Source organism: Plantactinospora sp. GCM10030261 (genome assembly GCF_042666615.1).
Lineage (GTDB): Bacteria > Actinomycetota > Actinomycetes > Mycobacteriales > Micromonosporaceae > KBS50.
This window is the reverse complement of sequence record NZ_JBHTDD010000017.1, coordinates 15,221-36,670: the sequence shown is the minus strand read 5'-3', so window position 1 is coordinate 36,670 and position 21,450 is coordinate 15,221. Positions and strand designations below refer to the sequence as shown.

At 68.4% G+C, this 21,450-nt stretch carries 16 protein-coding genes; 11 read left to right on the top strand and 5 right to left on the bottom strand.

Annotated features, from left to right (window positions below; genetic code table 11):
* Positions 1-17: 17 nt before the first annotated feature.
* Positions 18-1,562 carry a class I adenylate-forming enzyme family protein gene (locus ACFQUZ_RS20230; RefSeq protein ID WP_377444454.1) on the bottom strand — a complete coding sequence of 515 codons (1,545 nt, stop codon included), beginning with the start codon at positions 1,560-1,562 and terminating at the stop codon, positions 18-20.
* An 86-nt stretch (positions 1,563-1,648) separates the two neighbouring features.
* On the bottom strand, positions 1,649-1,891 hold the full coding sequence (locus ACFQUZ_RS20225; protein WP_377444452.1) for a hypothetical protein: 243 nt from the start codon (positions 1,889-1,891) through the stop codon (positions 1,649-1,651).
* A 278-nt stretch (positions 1,892-2,169) separates the two neighbouring features.
* Between ACFQUZ_RS20225 and ACFQUZ_RS20220 the strand changes: the two genes are divergently transcribed.
* From ACFQUZ_RS20220 to ACFQUZ_RS20180, 9 genes are all read left to right on the top strand, one after another.
* Entirely contained in the window at positions 2,170-3,522 is a 1,353-nt protein-coding gene (locus ACFQUZ_RS20220) for a YcaO-like family protein (RefSeq protein WP_377444449.1), read from the top strand.
* Positions 3,523-3,554: 32 nt separating this feature from the next.
* Positions 3,555-4,202: a TOMM precursor leader peptide-binding protein gene (locus tag ACFQUZ_RS20215; protein ID WP_377444446.1), complete on the top strand. Its 648-nt coding sequence runs from the start codon at positions 3,555-3,557 to the stop codon at positions 4,200-4,202.
* Positions 4,199-6,169, top strand: a complete 1,971-nt coding sequence (locus ACFQUZ_RS20210) for a hypothetical protein (protein ID WP_377444443.1) — start codon at positions 4,199-4,201, stop codon at positions 6,167-6,169. The genes ACFQUZ_RS20215 and ACFQUZ_RS20210 overlap by 4 nt, the downstream gene beginning before the upstream one ends.
* A 107-nt stretch (positions 6,170-6,276) precedes the next feature.
* Positions 6,277-7,617 (top strand): SagB family peptide dehydrogenase, encoded by a 1,341-nt coding sequence (locus tag ACFQUZ_RS20205; protein ID WP_377444440.1) that lies wholly within the window; start codon positions 6,277-6,279, stop codon positions 7,615-7,617.
* A gap of 41 nt (positions 7,618-7,658) precedes the next feature.
* A complete protein-coding gene (gene asnB / locus ACFQUZ_RS20200) occupies positions 7,659-9,485 on the top strand; it encodes an asparagine synthase (glutamine-hydrolyzing) (RefSeq protein WP_377444438.1) in 1,827 nt (608 codons plus the stop codon).
* A gap of 31 nt (positions 9,486-9,516) precedes the next feature.
* Entirely contained in the window at positions 9,517-10,662 is a 1,146-nt protein-coding gene (locus ACFQUZ_RS20195) for a YcaO-like family protein (protein ID WP_377444435.1), read from the top strand.
* Between the two features lie 7 nt (positions 10,663-10,669).
* Positions 10,670-12,061, top strand: a complete 1,392-nt coding sequence (locus tag ACFQUZ_RS20190; RefSeq protein ID WP_377444433.1) for a TfuA-like protein — start codon at positions 10,670-10,672, stop codon at positions 12,059-12,061.
* On the top strand, positions 12,046-13,224 hold the full coding sequence (locus ACFQUZ_RS20185; protein ID WP_377444430.1) for a glycosyltransferase family 4 protein: 1,179 nt from the start codon (positions 12,046-12,048) through the stop codon (positions 13,222-13,224). The genes ACFQUZ_RS20190 and ACFQUZ_RS20185 overlap by 16 nt, the downstream gene beginning before the upstream one ends.
* Complete coding sequence (locus ACFQUZ_RS20180; RefSeq protein ID WP_377444427.1) at positions 13,214-14,635, top strand: serine hydrolase domain-containing protein; 1,422 nt, start codon at positions 13,214-13,216, stop codon at positions 14,633-14,635. The genes ACFQUZ_RS20185 and ACFQUZ_RS20180 overlap by 11 nt, the downstream gene beginning before the upstream one ends.
* A 287-nt stretch (positions 14,636-14,922) precedes the next feature.
* On the opposite strand, the gene ACFQUZ_RS20175 is transcribed toward ACFQUZ_RS20180, so the two are convergent.
* The 3 genes from ACFQUZ_RS20175 to ACFQUZ_RS20165 form a co-directional block, all read right to left on the bottom strand.
* Positions 14,923-15,237, bottom strand: coding sequence for a hypothetical protein (locus ACFQUZ_RS20175; RefSeq protein ID WP_377444425.1), 315 nt, complete (start codon positions 15,235-15,237; stop codon positions 14,923-14,925).
* Between the two features lie 296 nt (positions 15,238-15,533).
* Positions 15,534-16,484 (bottom strand): ArsR/SmtB family transcription factor, encoded by a 951-nt coding sequence (locus ACFQUZ_RS20170; RefSeq protein ID WP_377444422.1) that lies wholly within the window; start codon positions 16,482-16,484, stop codon positions 15,534-15,536.
* Positions 16,485-16,979: 495 nt separating this feature from the next.
* A complete protein-coding gene (locus ACFQUZ_RS20165) occupies positions 16,980-17,861 on the bottom strand; it encodes an alpha/beta fold hydrolase (RefSeq protein WP_377444420.1) in 882 nt (293 codons plus the stop codon).
* 84 nt (positions 17,862-17,945) lie between these two features.
* Between ACFQUZ_RS20165 and ACFQUZ_RS20160 the strand changes: the two genes are divergently transcribed.
* Together ACFQUZ_RS20160 and ACFQUZ_RS20155 are read left to right on the top strand one after the other, a co-directional pair.
* A complete protein-coding gene (locus ACFQUZ_RS20160) occupies positions 17,946-18,410 on the top strand; it encodes a MarR family winged helix-turn-helix transcriptional regulator (RefSeq protein ID WP_377444417.1) in 465 nt (154 codons plus the stop codon).
* A 247-nt stretch (positions 18,411-18,657) separates the two neighbouring features.
* Positions 18,658-20,595 carry a BTAD domain-containing putative transcriptional regulator gene (locus ACFQUZ_RS20155; protein WP_377444414.1) on the top strand — a complete coding sequence of 646 codons (1,938 nt, stop codon included), beginning with the start codon at positions 18,658-18,660 and terminating at the stop codon, positions 20,593-20,595.
* Positions 20,596-21,450: the final 855 nt, after the last annotated feature.

Genomic DNA, 21,450 nt, shown 5'->3' with positions numbered 1-21,450 from the left:
ACGCCCTGGCCTCAGATTCACTCCCTCTGCCGAGGGCTGTCCGAACGGACCAGCGCAGGCAGCGCGGTCCGGTCGAGCTTGCCGGTATCGGCGCGCGGAAGCGCGGCGGTGAACACATACCGCGAGGGCACCTGAGCCGGGGCCATCCGCGGGATGGCCCAGCGGCGTACCTCGTCCGCTGTCAGCGCAGTGGCGGGTACGACGATCGCGACCACCCGCTCACCGAAGGCCGCGTCGGGTTGTGCGCACACCGCGACATCGGCGATCTGCGGATGCTCGCTCAGTTCGGCTTCCACCTCCGACGGACTGACCGTCACCCCGGCCACATTGATGGTGGCCAGCTGGCGAGGTGCCAGATACAGGTAACCGGCATGGTCGAGGTGACCGGTGTCGCCCAGGGTCGCGAAGCCGTCGGGACCGACCCGGAGCCGACCTGTCGCGCCCAGGTAGGTCCCGTGCTGCCGGACCCCGGCCCGCATGTGCACCTCGCCCACCTCGTCCGGGCCGAGGATCCTGCCGGTGTTGTCCATGACGCGCAGGTGGGTGAAGAACCCTCGGCCGACGGTGCCGGGTCGTTCCTCCCACTCGTCGCCGCGGGCCATCGTCATCCCGATTCCCTCGCTGGCGCCGTACATCTCGAAGACCTTCCGGGCACCCAGCGCGGCGTGGAACCGCCGCTTGACCCGGGCCGGGCACCGATCGGCCAGGTGCACCAGGGTGGGCGCGTGTTTCCAGCTGTCCGGACCGGCGTTACCCGTCAGCAGGGATGCCATGTGATACGGGGTCATCTGCACCCAGTCGACGGCGTGTCCCGCTATCAGCGTTCCGACCGTCGACCCGTCGAACGGGTGCGCCACCACCGTGGTGTTACCCGCCACCAGACCTTCGACAAAGGGCGCCAGCCCGGCCGCGTGGTAGAGCGGGCTGCACACGAGTTGGCACTGCCCCGCGCGCCATCCCGTGTTCAGGAACGGCCGGACCGCCTCTGGGCGGGCCGGGGCAGACCGGATGAGGTGATCGATGACCAGTTTGGAGTGCCCGGTGGACCCACCCGACGCGAGCAGGACGGCATGCGGCGGCAACGCGACAACCGGCGGCTTCGTCGCCGTCGGCCGCTGCGCGTGCGGCCATGGCGCCGCAGCCGTCCGCGACACCACGGGGACGTACCCCGTCTCACGGACGCGAGACAGGTGGGCGTCCCGCAACGCGGCGGGTAGGCGTGCGTTGAGTACCGCGGTCGGAGCGCTCACCCGCATGGTGGCAACCAGCGCCACGAGTTCGGTCGCGTCATGGTTCACCAGCGGGGTAACGGAACAGAAGGGACTTCCGGCTGTGGACGGCAGGTGGTCGGCCAGTCGCCCGCTCGCCGCGTCCAGTTCGGCCCAGGACACGGAGACGGAGCCATGTCGGTTGACGACGACGAGCGCGGGCCGCTCGCCATGCCGGCGGGCGTGCTCCCGGATCCGCGCGTCGAGGAGGGCGGCTGTCCTGGACGTATCCCGGTCGTACCGACTGCCACCAGGGTCTGTGCTGGTGGCGTCCGCTGCTGTCGGCTCTGCCATTGCCACTCCTGTCCGGCTCATGGCGGGCTTCCGTGGTGAGCGGGAACGCCGCCCGCCACGGAAGCCTTCGTGTCTCGGGCGATGCGCTACATCTCGGCCGGAGACGTCACGTAGGCGATCGGGTCGCCAATCTCCTCGGTGGGGCTGTAACCGAACGTGCACACACTGGATCCGCAGGTGCTCACAGAACCGGAAGACCCTCCTGCGACAATTTCGTCTGGGCCGAGGCTGAACTCCTCCTCGAAGATCGAGTCCAGCTGTGGTCCACCTTCCAGGGCGATGAGTTCGACATCCTCGCCGGCGACGAGCTGGTTGGGGGTTGGCGGCATTCGTCTCCACCTCTCACGTTCGTCGTTCATCCACGACCGCGGGGAATGCGCGGCCCCGGTGAACCCTGCCAGGGCCCGCCTTCGTCGCGCCTTCATGCCGACGGCACGCCCCGGTGGAACCGTCGCCACGCCCGACCGGCTTGCCGGCCCTAGGTCGACGGAAACCACACACGCCTGACACCCAGGTGAAGCCTGCGCGAAGGCGGACCATGCCAGAGTCTCCGCGGTCGCACCTCGCCATGCGGTGTTGCGAGAACGACGACGTAAAGGGGGAACGAATGCCGCCGACCTCAAACAGGTCGCCGCTGTTGGGGCCGGCGATTCGGGTGACCGTGCCGGAACCGGCGCCCACGGACCGATGGCCCATCGAGGACCTGGTCGGCGCGTACGGGATCGCCGCCAAGCCGCGATCACTGGACACGCGGGGTTGGCTGCCTCCCGATGTCTCCGTCTACGTCTGCTCGATCGGTGACGTCGGGTGGTTACGTGGTGCTCCGGTGCCGGAGTTCAGCGACGGGGCGGGCCGCACGTACCGGGATCCCGAGTTGGCACGTCGGATCTCGATCTGCGAGGCGGTCGAACGGTACGCGGGTCTGTACTCGCGGCCGGCACCAGTGATCACGGCGACGGGGCGGGAACTCGGTAGCCGGGCCCTGGCGCTGGACGAGGTGGCTCGCTGCTCGGCGGCGGAGTCGCGGCGATCGGACTGTCCGGTGGTCGCGCCGGACCTGGACGCGCCGATCCGCTGGACCGAGGCCATGGAGTTGACCAGCCAGGAGCATCGGCTGATCCCGTTGATGATGGCGCGGATGTGCCCGCCGGTGATGCCCGCCGAACGGTTCTGGTTGTCCATGTCCACCGGCTGCGCGCTCCACCGCACCCCGACCCGTGCGCTGCTGGGCGGCCTGTACGAGGTGATCGAACGCGACAGTATCTCGGTGGCCTGGCTTCGGCGGCTCCCGCTGCCGAGGCTCGATCCCGCGGCCGTCTCCACCGACGTGGCGGAGATCGTTGCATGGTTCGGTGACCGCCACGTCACCCTGCACCTGTTCGACGCGACGACGGACGTGGCGGTCCCGGCCGTGCTGTGTGTCGTCGAGTCGCCGAACGACCGGCGGGTATCACAGGTGATCGGCAGCGCGGCGGGTTTCGACGTGCCCGGTACCGCCTTGAAGGCGGTCCTGGAGGCGACGGTAATGATCGCACCGCTGTCCGGGCGGATCCGCATTCCGCGCCGGTACCGCGACTTCACCGACCCGATGGCGGGGGCCGCGAACATGGCCCGGGCGTCACGTCGACGGGCGTTCTCGTTCCTGATCGACGGTGCCGCCCAACGTGCCACGAGCCGCCCGTACGACCGCACCTTCGGGTCACCGGACGCGGAACTGGCCCACGTGCTCGACGTGCTCCGCTCGCTCGGTATGACGGCGTACGCCACCGACCTGACCCCGCCCGAGGTGGCGGCGGCCGGTTACACCGTGGTGCAGGTGCAGGTCCCCGCCCTGCAGCCGGCTTCGCTCGCACCGCAGATGCAGTACCGCGGCCACCCCCGGCTCCGACATCCGCACCCGGCCGCCGACGGCGTGCCACGGCAACGTGACCTGAACCGGTGGCCACTGCCGATCTCCTGATCCGGTCAATCGTGAAAGTGGGTGACACCCTTATGACGCGACGGGAGGCGGTGGATGCCGTCACCTCGGCACACTGCGCCGTGAGTGGCGCCTTCGCCGATGCTCTGATCACGAAGCTCGAGCCCGCGCTCAACCGGAGTGGGTACGCCGTATCCGTCGCACCGACCGCGCCCGCCAACCCCGAACGCGGTGAGGTTCCCACCGGCCCGTCGGTCGGCATCCTCGTGGCGGACCATGACGACCCGGCCATTCCGGGCTTCCGCACCCGCTGGCGCCGCAGCGGCAGACCGTTGCTGGACGTTGTCCACCAGCATCCGGACATCCGGATCGGGCCATGGGATATTTCCGGCACATCGGCGTGCGGTTCCTGCTTCCGCATGCGGGCTCGCCAGCACGGGTCCGGGACGACAGGCGGGCCGCCTCTCCGGACACTGCCTTCCGTCAGCATCGATGGCTTCCCGCCCTACGTCACCTCCATCGTCGTGACGTTGGTCCTCGCCGGGTTGGAACGGCTGACGGCCGATCCAGCGGCACGTCGGAACGAGGTCACCATGGTCGACACCGCACTGCTCACCATCCGCACCCTGCCGGTCATCCCGGTCAACGGGTGCCCGCAGTGCGCCGCTCCGACCCCACCCGGTCCGCCGCTCCACACCGGTCTGAACGGAGCGACACGATGATCCGGAAGCACCGGTACGTGGACGGTCTCGGCCTCCGGGCGCACGCGGCCGGCCTCGACGTCATCGGCGGTCCCGTCACCGTGCGGCTGAGCAGGCCACCCGCGCTCGCCGAAACCCTGGCCGTGGTCGAACTGATCCGCGGCGGCCACTCGCTCGACGAGGCGGCGGCGATCCTCGACCAACCCGCTGAAACGATCGAAGGGTGGGTAGCACCGTTGGTGCGACTGGGCGTGCTGACGCTCGCCGCTTCCCCGAACACCGCTGCTCCCCGACAGATGGCCCGATACCTCGAACGCACCCTGGGCGTGCGGGCCGCTGCGACAGCACTCCACCGCCTCGCGACAGCCACGATCTGCCTCCGGGGGGACCTGGGATTCCGCCGTGCCATGGGGGGACTGCTGCGGGACTGCGGTATCGCGACGGTCGGCGATCTGCCGCCCGAGCCGACCGGCGACGTGATGCTTGTTCATGGGAGTGCGACCCCACCCCAGAACGACACCGCAGGCACGGTGCCGACGCTGTTCGTCACGCCGACCGCCGACGGGATGCGGGTGGGGCCGCTCTGCAACGTTCCCGGCGGTCGGTGTTCACACTGCTGCCGCCCGTCCACGGACGACAGCCGGTCACCGGCAGCCGTCAACGACACCCCGTCGTTCGGCGTCGGCCTCGCCGTCGCCGCCGGCGAGGTGGTCCGGTGGCTGGCCGGCACTGGGTACTGCCGCACCAGTGGTGGCGCCGTCGACGTGAAGGGCGGCGGCAGCGACCAGACATTCACCGCGGTCCTGCGGGATCCGGCCTGCGTCCACTGCGGCATCCGAGAGACCCTGTCCCCGGACGCGGTCCAGACCTACCAGTCGCTGCAGACCACCGACGTACCCCTGAAAGCCAACTGGTCCCGACCGATCCGGGCCCTACGGGCGTCCACCGCGAACAGCACCATCACGGTGTACCCGGTGCCGCCGCTCGACGTTCGCCCCCCGGAGCGAACCGGCGCCTTCGGCGTCGTTGCCGACCTGTTCGCGCCACGGTCGACGGCTCACAACCCATTGTTGTCAGTCGCTGGCGCCAACCTGCTCAACGTGTTCCTGTGTCATCGCGACGGTAATGGTGCCCACGCCTATCTGTTGGATCGGCGCCGGGGCGCGGTGCGGCCGATCCCGGCCGCGACGCTGGCGCAACGCCTCCCATCGCCGGACGGTCACCTGACGGTCATCGTCGCCGCCACCCTTAACCGAGCCGAGGCACTCTTCGGTAGCCGGGCATTCCTCACCGTGCGCCAGGACACCGGGTACGCACTCGGCGCGTTGCGGACCGTCCTGGCACGAAAGGGCTTCAGCCTCCGAGCGCGCCCTGAGCGTTCACTGCCAACCGATGTCCTGCACCAGTTAGGACTCGACCCCTCCCGGGATGTTGTCACCATGGTCGTCGACGTTCCGCTGCGACAGGACCTTCCAAAGCCACTCCCACACCGACGTGTGCGGCGCACCCGTCGAGCCGTACGCCGGGCAGACCTCGCAGCCATGCTCGCGGCCCGCGCCGGCCACGGGGGAGAGGTGGTCATCCGCTGGCGTGGCAGTCGGGAGGCCGAGCACAGAACCTACCGGTGGGCTGACGGCCGACTCGATCCCATCCGGCTCACCGGCACCGACGTCGACGCCGCACTCCGCGAGCGTGAGCTGGACCCCGACGCACTCGTCGTCTTCACCACCGACATCGGTCGCGCGCTCGCCGAAACCGGGCCGGACTCCATCGACGCGTGCGCGATGGCCCAGGCCCAATCGGCGCAGGAGTTACACCAGGCGGCCCGGGAGCGCGGGTACGACGCGATGGTCTTCGCGGACCTTCAGTCCACCGCGCTGGTACCAGACGGCAAGGGGTGGCGGAGCGGGTACCGCAGCTTCGCCGCGGTGGGGCTGGCCGCACGCGGCTCGCTCGGTGACGGTGCCGGCTCGGCGGTGCTGTGGTGAACGGCAGCTGGCAGGACCACCTCGTCCTCCGACCGCACTACCCCCTGGGCGCATCACCGAGGTCCGACGATACGGTGACCTTCGCGCTGCGACACTCCACAGTGACCATGAAGCGTCTCGACGCCGGCGTTCACGCGGCGCTGCTCGCCCTGGATCCGGACAGCGCCACCGATTGGGCATCGATCGCGGACCTGCTACGGATCGCACGCGACCGCTGTCCTGGAGCCGACACCGGCCGGCTCGTTCGGGAGATCGGCCGGCTGCACGTCCGCGGGGCGATCGCCCTCGCGGTCCACGACGCCGGGGAGATCCTGTGTGACCTCGCCTCGAACAGCACCCTGAGCGGCTTCGACCTCGCTCTGCACGACGCCGTGACGCGCTACCGGCTTTCCCGGTTCACCCTGGTCCGCCGAGCCGACCGCGGACTGCGGGCGGAGAGCCTGGTGGCCGGGACCTGTCTGCGGATCCGCGCGGCCGAACTCGGCGCGGTCCTCGCGGCACTGCACGAGCCAGCCGAGGAGGCCGACGTCGTCCGCACCGTCTGGCCGAGGGCCGCGTCGGTCCTGCGAGCATGCCTACGGTTGATGGCCGCAGGCGGCGTCATCGCCCCGGTGGACGAGGACGGGCTGCTGCCGGAGGATCGTGAGCCGGTACTCCCGATGCGCGATCCCCACGACCTTCTCATCCACAGTCGCAGCCGTCGTGGGCTCAGCCCGCTGCCGGTGGGGGCGACCTTCCGACACGCGAGCGTGGTCCCGCCGCTGCCCGCGCTGCGTCCGGCCTGGCCGGGCCGGCAGCTCCCGCTGCCCCGTCCAGACCTGCACCGGTTGGCCCGCACCGACCCGCCGCTTGTCGTCGCGATGGAGCGGCGCGCCTCCGGTAGGGAGTGGGCTGACCAGCCGTTGACCGTCGAGGCCGTGGGCGAGTTGCTCTACCGGGTCTTCCGCGTCCGGCGCCTGGTGCCCCGCGATCCCGCCGATCCCCACAGCTACGAGGTGTCGATGCGACCGCTGCCCAGCGCGGGTGCCGCACACGATCTCGAGGTCTACCTCGCCGCCGGCCGGGTCACCCGGGTCGGCAGGGGCCTGTTCCACTACGACCCGATGCGGCACACCGTGACGGAAGTGACCGCCGACCCGCGGACGTTGTCCACGATTCTCGCGTCGGCGCAGCACAGTGCCTCCGCGATGGCGGAGCCGCCCCTGGTCGTCGTCCTCGCGTCCCGGTTCGCCCGGCTGGGTTGGAAGTACGAAGGCATGGCCTACGCGGCGACGCTGAAGAACGTCGGCGTTGCCTACAGCGCCCTGTACCTGGCGACGACCGCCATGGGCCTCGCCGGTTGCGCGCTCGGCACCGGGGACGCGGTCGCCTTCGCCACCGCCACCCGCGTCCGGCCACACGTGGAGTCGCCCGTCGGCGAATTCATTGTCGGACCGGTGCGGACCTGATACCGACCGCCCGGTACCGCTCGACGAGAGGACTTCGACAGATGTGCGGGATCACCGGCTGGGTCGACTACCGGACCGACCTGACAGCCGAGCGCGACATCGTGCTCGCGATGACCCGGACCCTTGCCGCCCGCGGCCCGGACGGCGAGGGCCTGTGGACCGATAGGCACGCGGCGCTCGGTCACCGCCGACTCGCGGTCATCGACCTCGACGGTGGGACGCAGCCGATGCCGGTGGTCGCCGACGGTCACACCGTCGCGGTGGCGACCTACAACGGCGAGATCTACAACCACCGGGAACTGCGGACGGAGCTGGAACTCGCCGGACACGCGTTCCACACCCGTAGCGACACCGAGGTGCTCCTGCGTGCCTACCTGGAGTGGGGCGCCGGGTTCGTCAGCCGCCTCAACGGCATGTACGCGATCGCGATCTGGGATCTCCGTACCGAGGTCCTGCTCCTGGTCCGCGATCGGATGGGCGTCAAGCCGCTGTACTACACCGCGCTTGCCGACGGCGTCCTGTTCGGATCGGAACCCAAGGCGATCCTGGCCCACCGGGAGTTCTCCGCGGCTGTCGGCCCGGACGGTCTCGCCGACCTGCTGACGAACCTGCGGAGCCCCGGACAGTCACCGCTGCGCGGATTGCGCGAGGTGCGGCCGGGTCACCTCGTCAGGGTGTCCCGTAGTGGCTGTACCGAACACCGGTACTGGAGCCTGGACGCACACGACCATCCCGATGACCTCGGAACGACGGTCCGCACGGTCCGCAGCCTGCTGACGGACATCGTCGGCCGTCAGGTGATGGCGGACGTGTCCCTGTGCACGCTGCTGTCCGGAGGACTCGACTCCAGCGCGCTCACCGCCCTGGCCGCCCGCACGCTCGACACGCCGGTCCGCTCGTTCGCGCTCGACGTCACCGCGCCGGCCGGGTTCACACCCGATCCGGTACGGTCGAGCGCGGACGCCCCGATCGCCGCCCTCATGGCCGCACATCTCGGCGCGCGGCACAGCACGATCGAGGTGGGCGCCGACCAGCTCGCCGCCCAGGAGGTCTTCGACGCGGTCCTGCGGGCCCGTGATCTACCTGCCTGGGGTGACCTCGACAGCTCGCTCTACCTCCTGCTCGACCGGGTCCGGCAGGACGCCACGGTCGCGCTGTCGGGTGAGGCCGCGGACGAACTCTTCGGCGGATACCGATGGTTCCACAATCGCGAGGCGGTCGCGGCCGACACGTTCCCGTGGTTCGCCCGGCTCAGGGGATGGACGCCAGCGAGCGGGGGCACCGTGCTCGATCCGACGTTCATGCGGCGGGTCGTGCTCCCCCATATCAGCCAGCGGTACGAGGAGGCGCTCGCGGAGGTGCCCCGGCTGCCGTCCGACAGCCCGGGGGAGCGTCGGATGCGGGAAGTGTCGTACCTGTTTCTCAGCCGCATGCTCCCCGAGATGCTCGATCGCAAGGACAGGATCAGCATGGCCGTCGGCCTGGAGGTACGGGTGCCGTTCTGCGACCACCGACTCGTCGACTACGTGTTCAACGCGCCCTGGGGGTTGAAGGCGCATGACGGGCGGGAGAAGAGTCTGCTTCGCTCCGCGGTGGCCGATCTGCTTCCCGAGGTGGTGGCACAGCGCGTGAAGGTCCCGTACCCGGCGACCCAGGATCCCGGCTACGAACACGCGATCCGGCGCCGATTCGCCGCCATCATCGCTGACCGGGACGCTCCCGTGCGGCCGATGCTCGACCTGGCCGCGGCGCGCGACGCTCTCGCCCGCCCCGTGGGACAGACAAGCATGCAGCACGAGCGGCTCGAACTCGAGCGGATCGTGACCATGAACGACTGGCTCCGCCGGTACCGGCCGGAGATGACGTGAGTTCCGCTCGTGACGAAAGGCTACGGTCGCTGTGAAGTCAGTACAAGAGCTGAAAGCATGCGTCGACGGGACCCATCGCGCCCGGCAGCCGGACGAGACGCTGCGCTGGATCGAACCCGTGTTCACCGAGGTGGGCATCACCCGGCTCGCCGACGTCACCTGGCTCGACGAGATCGGAATCCCGGTCTACCAGGCGATCCGGCCGGACTCCCGCTCCCTGTCTGTCTCGCAGGGCAAGGGACTGACACCGGACCTGGCAAAGGTGTCCGCCGCCATGGAATCGATCGAACTCTGGCACGCCGAACGGATGCCGGCCGGGCCACGCACCGCCTCACCGCGCCAGCTCACCGGCGAGATCGGGTACCAGGTGGACGAGCTCAACCTCGGGTACAAGAGCACCGTCAACCAGGACTGCGTGCTGGACTGGTCTCCCGCGATAGTCATCCGCACCGGGGCGCCGACGTGGCTGCCGACCGAGCTGCTCAACATGGACGGCGTGGTCGACGGTCGATGGACCGTACCGCGATTCGACACCACCACGAACGGTCTGGCAAGCGGCAACAACCTCACCGAGGCACTGCTGCACGGCCTGTACGAAGTGATCGAACGGGACGCCCTCGCCCGGCGTCATCCCGAGCCGCGGGCCGCGCACGTCGTCGACCTGGAGACGGTGACCGGGCCGGCCGCCTCACTGCTGGACACCATGACCCGAGCCGGCGTCGCCGTAGCGGTCACGGTTGTTCCGAGCGCTGTGGGGCTACCGGTTTTCCGGGCCCGGATCTGGAGCGACAATCTGCCGCTGCCGTTCGGTGGCACCGGCTGCCATCTTGACCGCGATGTCGCGTTGTGTCGCGCGCTGACCGAGGCGGCACAGTCGCGAGCCACCGTCATCGCCGGCGCGCGGGACGACATCAAGCCCTTGGACTATGCCCGGGCGGCCAAGGCTGGCCAGCAGCGGCCCGCCGAGTTCGACACCCCCACCGTCGGTCTCGACTACGCCCGGATCGGCACGGTCCGGCAACCGGATCTCGCAACGGACCTGAAGATCACCGCTGACCGCGTGGTGGCCGCCACTGGCCGCGAGCCGACATATGTCGACCACACCCGAGCCGACCTGGGAATTCCGGTCGTGCACGTCGTGTGTCCTGGCCTGAGGTACGACGTTCTCTCCCATTGAGGTGCCTATGCGTTACCTGTTCATCGGACCGAGCCTCCCGGACGTACGGGATCATCTTGACGGCACCGTGCGGGTCCTGCCGCCCATCGCCGCCGGTGACCTGTTCCGGGTGCCGCTCTCCGCGGGCGACATCGTGGGGATCGTCGATGGCTATTTCCACCACACCGCGGCGGTTCGCCACAAGGAGATCTTCGCTGCCCTCGCGGACGGTGTTCGGGTCCTCGGTGCGAGCAGCATGGGCGCACTGCGGGCCGCGGAGATGCACCGGTACGGCATGGGAGGCGTCGGCTACGTCTTCGCCGGTTACCGCTCCGGTCGCCTCGTGGGCGACGACGAGGTGGCGCTGCTCCACGGCCCCGCTGAGGCGGGCTATCCGGCGTTCTCCCAGCCGCTGGTGAACATCCGCGCCACGATCGCGACCGCCGTGCGGGACGGGATCATCGAGCAGACGCACGCGGACAAGCTGATCGACGCCATGGCCACGATGCCCTATGTCCGGCGCAACCACCGAACCCTCGTCGAGACGATCGAAGCGCTGGATCTCCCTCCTGGCCAGGCACGAAGAATCGAGCGGTACTGCCGGACGAACGTCGTGGATGTCAAGCGTTCGGACGCTCTGCGGCTGCTGGACCAGCTGACGCAGGGCGATCCCCGGGGGAGAACCGGACGGCCTGTCCTCCACCGAACGTCCTTCACCGCCAACCTGGAGCTGGCCTCGCGCGCTGAGTCACCCGACGGCGCCCTGCCGACGCTGAGCGCCGTCTCGCTCGTCAATATCTGTCAACTGTTCGCCCACGACTACCCGACGATCCATCGCGACCTGGTCTTCCGAGTCATCGGGCAGGAGTGCGCGGACGGCTGCCCGGACCATCGTCCCGGCCTGACCCCGGAGCAGACCGTCGTCGCGCACGGCCGGCACCGCGGGCATTACTCCGACCGGCCAGACGGGGCCGACTTCACGTTCCTCACGCGGTGGACGACCAGATCCGAGCGTGCGACACGATCAACGGAGGAACTCATCGCCATCTTCGTGCCCCGAGCGTTCCGGGTGAAGCCTGGCATCGCTCCCAAGGCAGAGGCGATCGCACTGCTCAGAGATACCAAGGCGTGGACCCGCGCCGCCAAGATCGCCCGGGTGGCATCGCTTGTCGAGTCCCGGCTCCGTATCGCCAACCGGGACAGTTCCACCCTCCCGCCCGCGCGGGTGGCAGCGTGGTTCGCGAAGCACTGGCGGGTGGATCCGGACGACGTGGAGATCGCCGCGCTGGACCGCGGATTCGAGTCAATGAACGCGTTCTTGGGTGTCGCCAAGAGCTACTACCTGCTCACCAGAATCAGACCGGAGCTTGTCGACTTCAGCGTGCGGAACGAGAGGCGGCAGCCGTGCGCATCCTCATGATCACTCACGCCTACCCGCCGACCTTCGGCGGCACCGAAAGCCATGTGTGGGACGTGTGCCATCAGCTGTTACACCGCGGACATCAGGTGCTCGTCCTGGCCGGTGGCGAGGACCTGCCGGCCCTCGGATCGGTGCCCGTACGGTGGCACCCGGCTTTGTCGGCCCAGTCGATCCTGCGGGCAAGGGCGAACCTACCCCGCACCTCCCCGCCCGACCCGGGCCTGCTCGCGGAAATCCGGTCGTGCCTGGCAGGCGAGTTCGTCGGCTTCGGACCCGACATCGTCCATGTCCACAACGCGCATCACTTCGGACCCGAACTGGCCCGCGCCTGCCTGGATCTCGCGGACGTGCCGGTGGTGAACGGCGTCCACGACCGGGTCGGCGAGTACCTGTACCCGGAGCTGCTCGACTGGCCGTGGTCGCTCGTGGTATTCGTCAGCGGCTATCTGCGCGATGCCCTCCCGACCGAGCGCCCGGCGGTCACCCGCTGGCTCGGAATCGACATGGACACCTTCCGGCCGAACGGGCCCCGAGACAACCGCATCGAACAACTCGAACGGCCGGTCATCTTCCACCCGGCGCGCCTGCTGCGCTGGAAGGGTGTGGAAAGCGGAGTGCGAGCGTTCGCCGGCATACACCGGGAGTTCGGCGGCACGCTTGTGCTCTGCGCCTCGGAGAACATCGTTGACGACCCGCGGGAGGTGGCCGCGTTCCGGCGAGAACTGGTGAGGATCGCCGAGGACCTGGGGGTGGCGCACGCGGTGCGGTTCACCGACTTCGACCGGCAGCGCATCGCGGACGCGTACCGGGCGGCGGATCTGGTCTGGTATCCGACCTCCGACGCGGAGCCGCTCGGCCTGGTGCCGTTGGAGGCGATGGCGTGCGGCGTTCCACTTGTCGTGTCTCGGTCCGGTGGAATGCGGGAAACCGTGGTCGACGGCGAGACCGGGCTCATGGTGCCCCCCGGCGACCCGGGCGCGCTGGAATCCGCCGCCAGACGCATCCTGTCAGACGCCTCCCTGCGGGCGACACTCGTGCGTCAAGGGCTGCTGCGCGCGGAGCGCTTCGACAACGCCGCATACGTCGATTGGCTGGAGCGGACCTACCGCGCGACGATTGACGCGGGCGCGAACCACGGGACGGTCGGTCGCGGTGACCGTTGATCCCCCGCACCGCCACGTCGACACGCGCGACGTGCAAGCGATCCTCGATGACTTCCTGAAGTCCGTTGATGTTCCCGGCGTCGCGGTGAGCCTCTTCACGTCGAAGGGCGTGACAGTGCGAGCCGCGAGAGGCGTCAGCTCGATCGAGAGCCCCGACACGGCCATGACGCCCACAACGGTCGGCGTCGTACACAGCCTGTCGAAGGTGATGACCGGAACCGCCGCCGGCGTACTCGTGGCGAGGGGCCACGCCGACATCGACGAGCCGATCACCCGCCACCTGCCGGACGTTCCCGGACGCGACCGTTTCGCACACACCACGCTGCGACATCTGCTCAGCCACTCCGCGGGCATCGTCCGCGGACCCGTTCCGCTCCTGTCGGAAGCGACGTGGCGCGACCCGCTCGAGCAGTACGTACTCGGAGCCTGTCTCGGTGCGCCGCGATTCGCCGAACCCGGACAGGTCTTCGGCTACAGCGAACTCGGCATCGTGGTCGCCGGTTACGTCATCCAGCGCATCATGCGGAAACCCTTTGTCCAGGCGATGCGCGAGCTGCTGTTCGAGCCGGCCGGTATGCGTCGCACCACACTGGATCCATTCGCCGCCATGACGTTCCCACTCTGCCAGCAGCACGTCGCGACCCCATCGGGACGCCTGGCCGTACGGCGAAGGTTCGACGCCAACCTGATGACGGCGCCCAGTTCCGGTGCCTTCAGCTGCGTCGAGGACCTCGCTCGCCTCGGCGTCGTCCACCTCGGCGGTGACCCAGGAAACCGCGGTCGGCCCCTGCTCACCGCCACCGCCGCCAGGCAACTTCATGAGCCGTGCGTCGACGTGGGCCTGGACATCGTGCGGGGATACGGCATGGCAATAGCCATCGGACCCCGGTACGGCAACGCGCTGAGCGTCGGCCACGAAGGCCACTACGATGGCAACTGGAGCAAGCTGCAGCTCATACCCGACCTGGGAATCGGGGCAGCGTGGCTGGACAACCGGGGTGAGGATCCCGCGTTGCGACCGCGGCGGCAGAAGTACTTCGACCAGCTCCTTCATCTGCTCGGAGCGGGCAGACGGTCATGGCTTCGCGACAACGGCCTGGGGAGTACGCCGGACCTCGCCGTCGCCGCGGAGGCTGCTGTGGCGGCGGGTATCTACGGCCGGCCAGCGGGCCGGACGATCACGATCAGCGCCGAGGCGAACGGGCTGCGAGTGACCGACGGTGTCGCCAGCGTGCGCTACACACACCTCGCCGGCCACGTCTACGTCGCACCCACCGGTGCACCGAATCACATCCCGTGGGCGCCCGACCCGGACTCCACCCGGTCCACCTTGTCGATAGTCGGGTCGGCGCAGACGCCCACCCATGTCCTTCTCAACGGCCTTCCGTATCAGCGTCTGGGACAGCACTGACATTGCCGCGCGCTGGCCAGCCAGGCGAGGTGTCGGCGACGTGAGAGAATGGCGCCGCCGTCAAAACGAGGTGCCGACATTCGCGAGTGGCGGCCAGCCGGTCACCGGTTCCGGAGCGCGAGGATCCCTTTCACTCGCCGCTTGTCGGCCCGTCTCATCACCGCCAACATGATTACGAGGTCTCCGGCGTCAGGTCGACCTTCGCCCAACCGTCGCCGGAGACTTCGCTACAGGCGGCGGCGACACACCCCGCCCGAACTCCTCACACCTTTGTCAGTAGGCGGGTCTCAGTAGTAGTAGACCCACAGGTCGTAGTAGTTGTACTGCTTGTCGTACAGGCACGAATAGTTGTCCGCGCCCTCATAGTTGATCCAACGTTCGCCAGCCCGGAAGCAGCCGTCAATGTCCGACCAGCGGCCACCGTAGAGCGTGTACGCCGAGGTGGAGTAGTCGGCCGCCTGTAGGGTCGTGCTGGCAGCAGAACCAGGGCTCGCAGCCGTGGCGGCATGGGCAGGCGCTGCCGCCATCCCAAGAAGCGCAACCCCGGCCAGTGCGCTCATGGCAAGGTGCCACATCGTGCGTTTGACTTGGCGGATATGCATGGCAATTTCTCCGTTCCTCAGGAACCGTCTCGCCAGATATCGAAGCACTGCACCGCTTCAGTGCGGCTTCGGCGTGTTGTCACCACGACGTCAGTTCATGCGTCCCGCCAATTCCATTGGTGACGTCTCGGAGGAACGGCGCGTAGCTCACCTGGACCAGGCCGTCGGTGGCGGTTCGGCCATCGCTGCTACCGGCGGGCTACCCCGGAGCCGACGACAACAACGGGCGCGATCTGGCGCTCGAACCGCATGAGGCGATTGCGGACCCCTGCCGCCCGGGACTGTCACAGCCGGGGCTATCCGCCCGCCAGGAGGTCCAGCATGGCGTTGCCCCGCTCGGTGCGACGGACGTGCGTGTGGCGACCCCGACGTTCGCGGTAGAGCAGACCGGCGTCGACGAGTGACGTGCAGTGGTAGGTGACGACGCTGGGGGCGCAGTGAAGCAGGTCGGCCAGCTGGCTCATGCCCAGCCCCGAGCCGGCGTGACGCAGCAGGGAGGCCCGCATGGGGCCGAGCACGAGGACGAGGGGGTCCTGCCCACAGCCGGCCGGCTCCGACCTCCAGACGGTCCAGAGGTTCGGTAGCGGGTAGCCCAGCCACAACATGTCCGCCATGTCGGGATCGAAGACCGAGGCTCCGACGCCTGACACGGTCGGGGTCAGGACCAGCCGTCTGTTGTCCAGAGCGAAGCGCTCCGGGTGGCGGTCGGGAATCAACAGGGACTCGTCGCGGTAATGCCACCGCGGGTTGATGTGTGCGAGGACACCGTCGAACGTGTCGCGCACCGACGCGGTCCCCACCCGGACGATCTCCCGCTCCAGCAGAGGCTGCGCCCGCTGCCAGTGCGGACGGAGAACCTCCCACGCAGACCGCAGCATGGCGATGTATGCGTCCACCCATCGGCCCGGACGGCGCAGCGCCCAATCCCAGTGACCGGGGGTCGCTTCGCCGTAAAGAGCCGTAACCTGATCGGGGAGCCGCTCGTGGGCGGCAGTGGCGATCTGGTTGAGGTGGCTCTCGAAGTCCACGTCACGGACCGAAACCGACGGTGTCAGGCAGTGCGGGATGCTCGACGCCGAGGGGCCGAACATGGGAGTGAGCAGCCGCGTCGCCTCGTAGGGAAGGTTGGATCGTACTGCCGACCGGAGGAGTGGGGGGACTCCCTGCGGCCGGCCTGCGGCATCGGCCAACAGGGACAGGACACTCGCCATCGGCATGATCTTCACGTCGACGCGGAGATCATCCAAACATCCGAAGGTCACCTCGCTGCGCGGCTGCGCTGTCTTGATCATATTCAGTGCGACCCCCCTCGGCCGCTTGTGGCGTTCCACGTCCGCCGGCATGACGCCAACGATGCGCGGCAGGGCCGGCACGACTTCCACCATGGTGGCGGTTATCGTCAGGTAAGCGCCCGCCCTGCTTCAGGCTGACGGCACCAGAGCATCCTTCGTCTGGACGTGCTGGTCAAGTCGTTTCGCAGATCCTCGAACTGATGGACTGCATGGGGCCCCGCGCGGACAATGACGCCGACCCGACGCACGATGGGCCAGATCGGCCCGCGATCGTGTCCGACGCCGCAAGACACGGCCAGCTCGAACGCGCAGCTTGTCCGGTGCCGTAGACATGATCGGAGACGGTCAGATTGACCATCGGTCTTGTGGACAGTGTCGTGGGAACACGCACTGTTCCCGGACCCGTTCGCCCGCTCACCTCCTTGCCTGAGATCCACTACGCCGACCGGTTCACCCTCTCCGCGGACGCGGACGAGACGGGAGCCTGTGCAGGTCGGCGAGAACCGCGAGGACGGTGTCCCAGGTGTGCTCGGGGAAGATCTCGTGTCCGGTCCCGGGCAGGCTGACGAAGCGTGCGCCCGAGATCTCGCGGCTGAGCGCCTCGCCGTGCGCGGGTGGGAGGAACGGGTCGTCGCTGCCGTGGAAGACGACCGTCGAGACGTGGACCGAGGACAGTTGGTCGCGCCACGGCGCGCCGGCGTCGATGAGGAACGGGTTGTTCACCTGAGCGGCGATGGCGCGAGCGTGCTCGTACAGCCTGGTGGCCAGGGCGCGGGTGGCGGTCAGGTCGAAGGGGCGGCTGGCGGCGGCGAAGGGGCGTTCGGCGGCGACCAGGTGGTCGATCACGGCGGTGCGGTCGGACCAGTCCGGCTCGGCCGGCGTCGCGGTGAAGAGGGCGTTGATCTCCTGGGTCGGGCCGGGTAGGTCGGGATTGTGGTGTCCGGGGCCGCCGGGGGTGGAGGCGTGCAGCGCCAGCGACGTGACGCGCTCGGGGTGTTCGATCGCGAGGAGTTGGGCTGTCGCGGCACCCTGCGACATGCCGAGAACGTGCGCGCTGCGTACGTCGAGCGCGTCGAGCGTCCCGACGACGTCGGCCACCAGGTCGCGTAGGGCGTAGTCGGGCTGGCCCGGTGGGTACGTGGTGGAGATGCCGGCGTCGCGGCTGTCGAGGCGGATCACGAACCGCTCACCGGCGGCCAGGCGGGCGCAGAACCGTTCATCCCAGGCGGCGCTCGAGTGGCCCGCGCCGTGCAGGAGTAGCAGTGCCGGATGTGCGGGGTCGCCGTCGGTCCGTACTCCGAGGTCGACACCGTTGACGTGGATGCTCTGCATATCATCTCCCCAGATCGCTTACATGTAAGCGATACCGTAAAGGCGCCTTCGCTTACATGTCAACGAGTTGGTACGTTGCAGCTCATGCAGGAAGAGCCCTGGCAGTCGGCCTGGACCGCCTACCGCGCACTGCGCCTGACACTCGACACCAAGGTCGCGCACGATCTCGAAGCGGAGACCGGCCTCTCCGTGGCCGACTTCGAGGTGCTCGCCGAGACCGACGCGGTGCTGCGCGACCCGGCGGAGCACTGCGTACGGGTCAACGCCCTCGCCGTACGCATGCGCTGGTCCAACAGCCGACTGTCCCGACAACTCGGCCGGATGCGACAGCGGGGCCTGATCACGCGGGAGCGCTGCGAGCTGGACGGACGCGGCGACGACATCGTGCTCACCGAGGCCGGTCGCCGGGCAATCGACAAGGCCACACCGGTACACCTGGCGCTGGTGCACACCCACTTCGCCGACCTCCTCGACGACGATCAGGCCACGACCTTCGCCAACCTGTGCAGGATCCTCATGGACCGTTCGACAGCAAACCGCGACAGCTGAGTGGGCAGGACCACCGGAAACGTCAGGCGAAATCCGGCGACGGGCACCGCACTGAACGGCCGGCACACATTTCGAGAGTTCCAGAAGTCTTTGCGCGTTCGTACACCTGATTCATACCGTTGCTCGACCCGGCTTTCCACCACTGCCGTGCCGGGTGCAGCCTGGTAGGAGAAGCATGCGTTACGTGATCCTCGGGTCGGTCGCGACGATGCAGGACGGTCGGATGTGTGCCATCCCTTCGGAGAAGGTGCGGACCCTGCTCGCGGCGTTACTACTGCATCCCAACCAGCAGATGAGCGTGAGCCAGCTGACCGACCGACTGTGGAATGGTGAGGCCCCGGCCTCACCGCGCCGCGCGTTGCAGACGAATATCGTCCGGCTCCGGCGTGAGGTGCCGTGGGACGGCTCCGTCGTCACGATGCCCGCGGGTTATCTCCTGCGGGTGGAGTCTGATGATCTTGATTTGCTCGTGTTCCGGCGCCTGCTCGCCGAGGCGGCCGCGACGACGGATCTGGAGCGAGAGGGTGAGTTGCTGCGTCGGGCGTTGCACCTATGGCGTGGTCCTGCCTGCGCCGATGTGTCCTCGGCGATCATCCAGGAGTACGACGTCCTGGCACTTACCGAACAACGCCTCCGCGCCGTGGAGCGACGGTTGGAGGTGGACCTGTCGCTGGGTCACGTTGACGGCGTGGTGGCGGAGCTGCGCGCCCTGACCGCTGAGTTCCCACTGCGCGAGCACTTCTGGGTACTGCTGATGGCGGCGCTGCACCGGCAGGGACGGCAGGCCGAGGCTCTGGAGGCCTATCACGCGGTGTCGCACCAGCTCGCGCATGGTCTCGGCATCGACCCGGGTGTCGAACTCCGGAAGATCCACCAGCAGATTCTCACGGGCCGCGGGTTGCACGAGTTGCTGTCGGCACGCGCGAACCTCACCGTCCACGGGCTCCCTCCCGCCCACCCGTGCAGCCTTCCGCCGGACGACCCACAGTTCACCGGACGCGACCACGAGATGACCGCGATCGACGACGTCATGAATGGCATCGACTCGGCTGCCCCTGCCGCGCCGCGCACCATCGTCATCGACGGGCCGGCCGGAATCGGTAAGAGCGCGCTGGCGTTGCACTGGTCCACGCTGAATGCCCATCGGTTCCCCGACGGGCACCTGCACGTCGACCTGGGAGGATTTGGTCCCACGAACCCGGTGGAGCCGGTTGACGCGCTCCGTGTCCTGCTACAGAGCCTCGGGATTCCTGTCGACCAGATCCCGGACGGCACGGAGGCCCGGGCCGCGATGTTTCGGCTGCGCACAAGCGGGCCGCGGATGCTGATCGTGCTCGACAACGCCGCGAGCTCGAACCAGATCCGCACACTGCTACCCGGCGCCAGCTGCCTGACGATTGTCACCAGCCGCAACCAGTTGAGAGGGCTGGCCACCCGGCATGCCGTCAGGCGGGTGGCCGTGCCACGGCTGGGCCCCAGCGAGGCGAGTGCCCTCCTCGGCGCGGTCATCGGCAGCCGGATCGACCCCGACTCGCACGAGGTCCGACAACTCGTCGAACTGTGCGACCGGACCCCACTGGCGCTACGGATCGTCGCGGAGAAGGTGGCGCGTCTGCCCCAAGTGGACGTACCCCTCCTGGTGCGGGACCTCATCGAGGACGAGAATCGGCTCGATGCCGCCGCCGTTGACGTCGACCTCGTCGACTTCCGGACGGTCCAGTTGTGGTCGACGCGGTCGCTCGATCCGCAGACTACGCTGCTTCTGCGGCGACTGGCGGTCGAGGTGGGGGAGGTGTTCTCATCGAACACGGTGGCAGAACTGACGGCCATACCGCCCACGGCCGTCCGTCGTTCCCTCGACCGGCTGGTCGCCCACAATCTGTTGGGACTGGAAGGTCATAACCGTTACCGTCTTTCCCCGCTGGTGCGTGTCGCGGCCGTTGACATGGACCCATCGTCCGGGTCGCTACCGGTACCGGTGACGCACCTGACGACGTCGGACCCTGCACGACAACGGCGTGAGAAGGAGCAGCCCGCCCGTCACGGTCATGTGGCTTGGTTAACGCGGGCGGCAACCGGCAGTGCAGGTCCGGGCCAGGTGGCCGGCCAACGGCTGGCTGATCACGATCAGGAGGCCGAGGCTCTCGGACGCACCTCGTACCAGGCTCCGACCTGCCGTCAGTAATGGTGGCCGGCTCTCCATGTCGACCGATTCAACGTCACCGGCCGCCTGAGCCGTGTAGGGCGTACCCGGTGTGCGGCACAACCATTAGCGCATCGACCACCCACGACAACCCCGGTCGAGATCTTCTTCTCCTGAAGAGGATCTCAACCGGGGCTGTCGGTCAGCAATCAGGTAAATGGATGCGTGCGCCCGCCGGCTTGCGGATCACGTGCTGTAATGAGGCTCAGACGTACGGAGAAATGCCGAGGTAGACGCTCTCGACGCTTCCGCCCGAGTTGACCGGACCGCTATGGATAATGGTGTCCCCGAAGCAGACTGACCAGGTGTTCGGCGCGATCCCGGACGACGAACACCGCCATTGGCCCAGCCTGTCTTCAGACGATCGACTTGGGTACGCCATAAGGTCCGACTGTGCCCACGGGTACCACGAGCTGGATCTGTTGTTGCGTACGATCACGGCTGACTGCACGCCGGTTCCACTCGACGACCTGATAGCACAAACCTGCGCGATGACCTTGCCGTATACGGCGCTGTTGTCCACCACCTTGCTCACGGTGCAACGCCATGTGCTGGAGCTGGAGGTTATCGGATTGGTGTTGCCGTACGCCCGCCAGGTCCCGCCTGCGGCGGCGGGGCTGGCGGTTACCAAACCGAGTCCGATAACAGTGGCGAGGGTGGCTGCGCCCCCTATGGCCACTCGCACGAGTCGCATGTCAAACCTTTCAGATGTTGGTTGGATGAGCCTGTAGATTGGCGAGCGAGTCAAGTCCGGCAAGGATTCTGTTCCGTATTGTCTTTCCGGCTACTCGACTCCTGGCCACTTGGCAGGTTATCCCATGTAATCGTCGGCCGGCA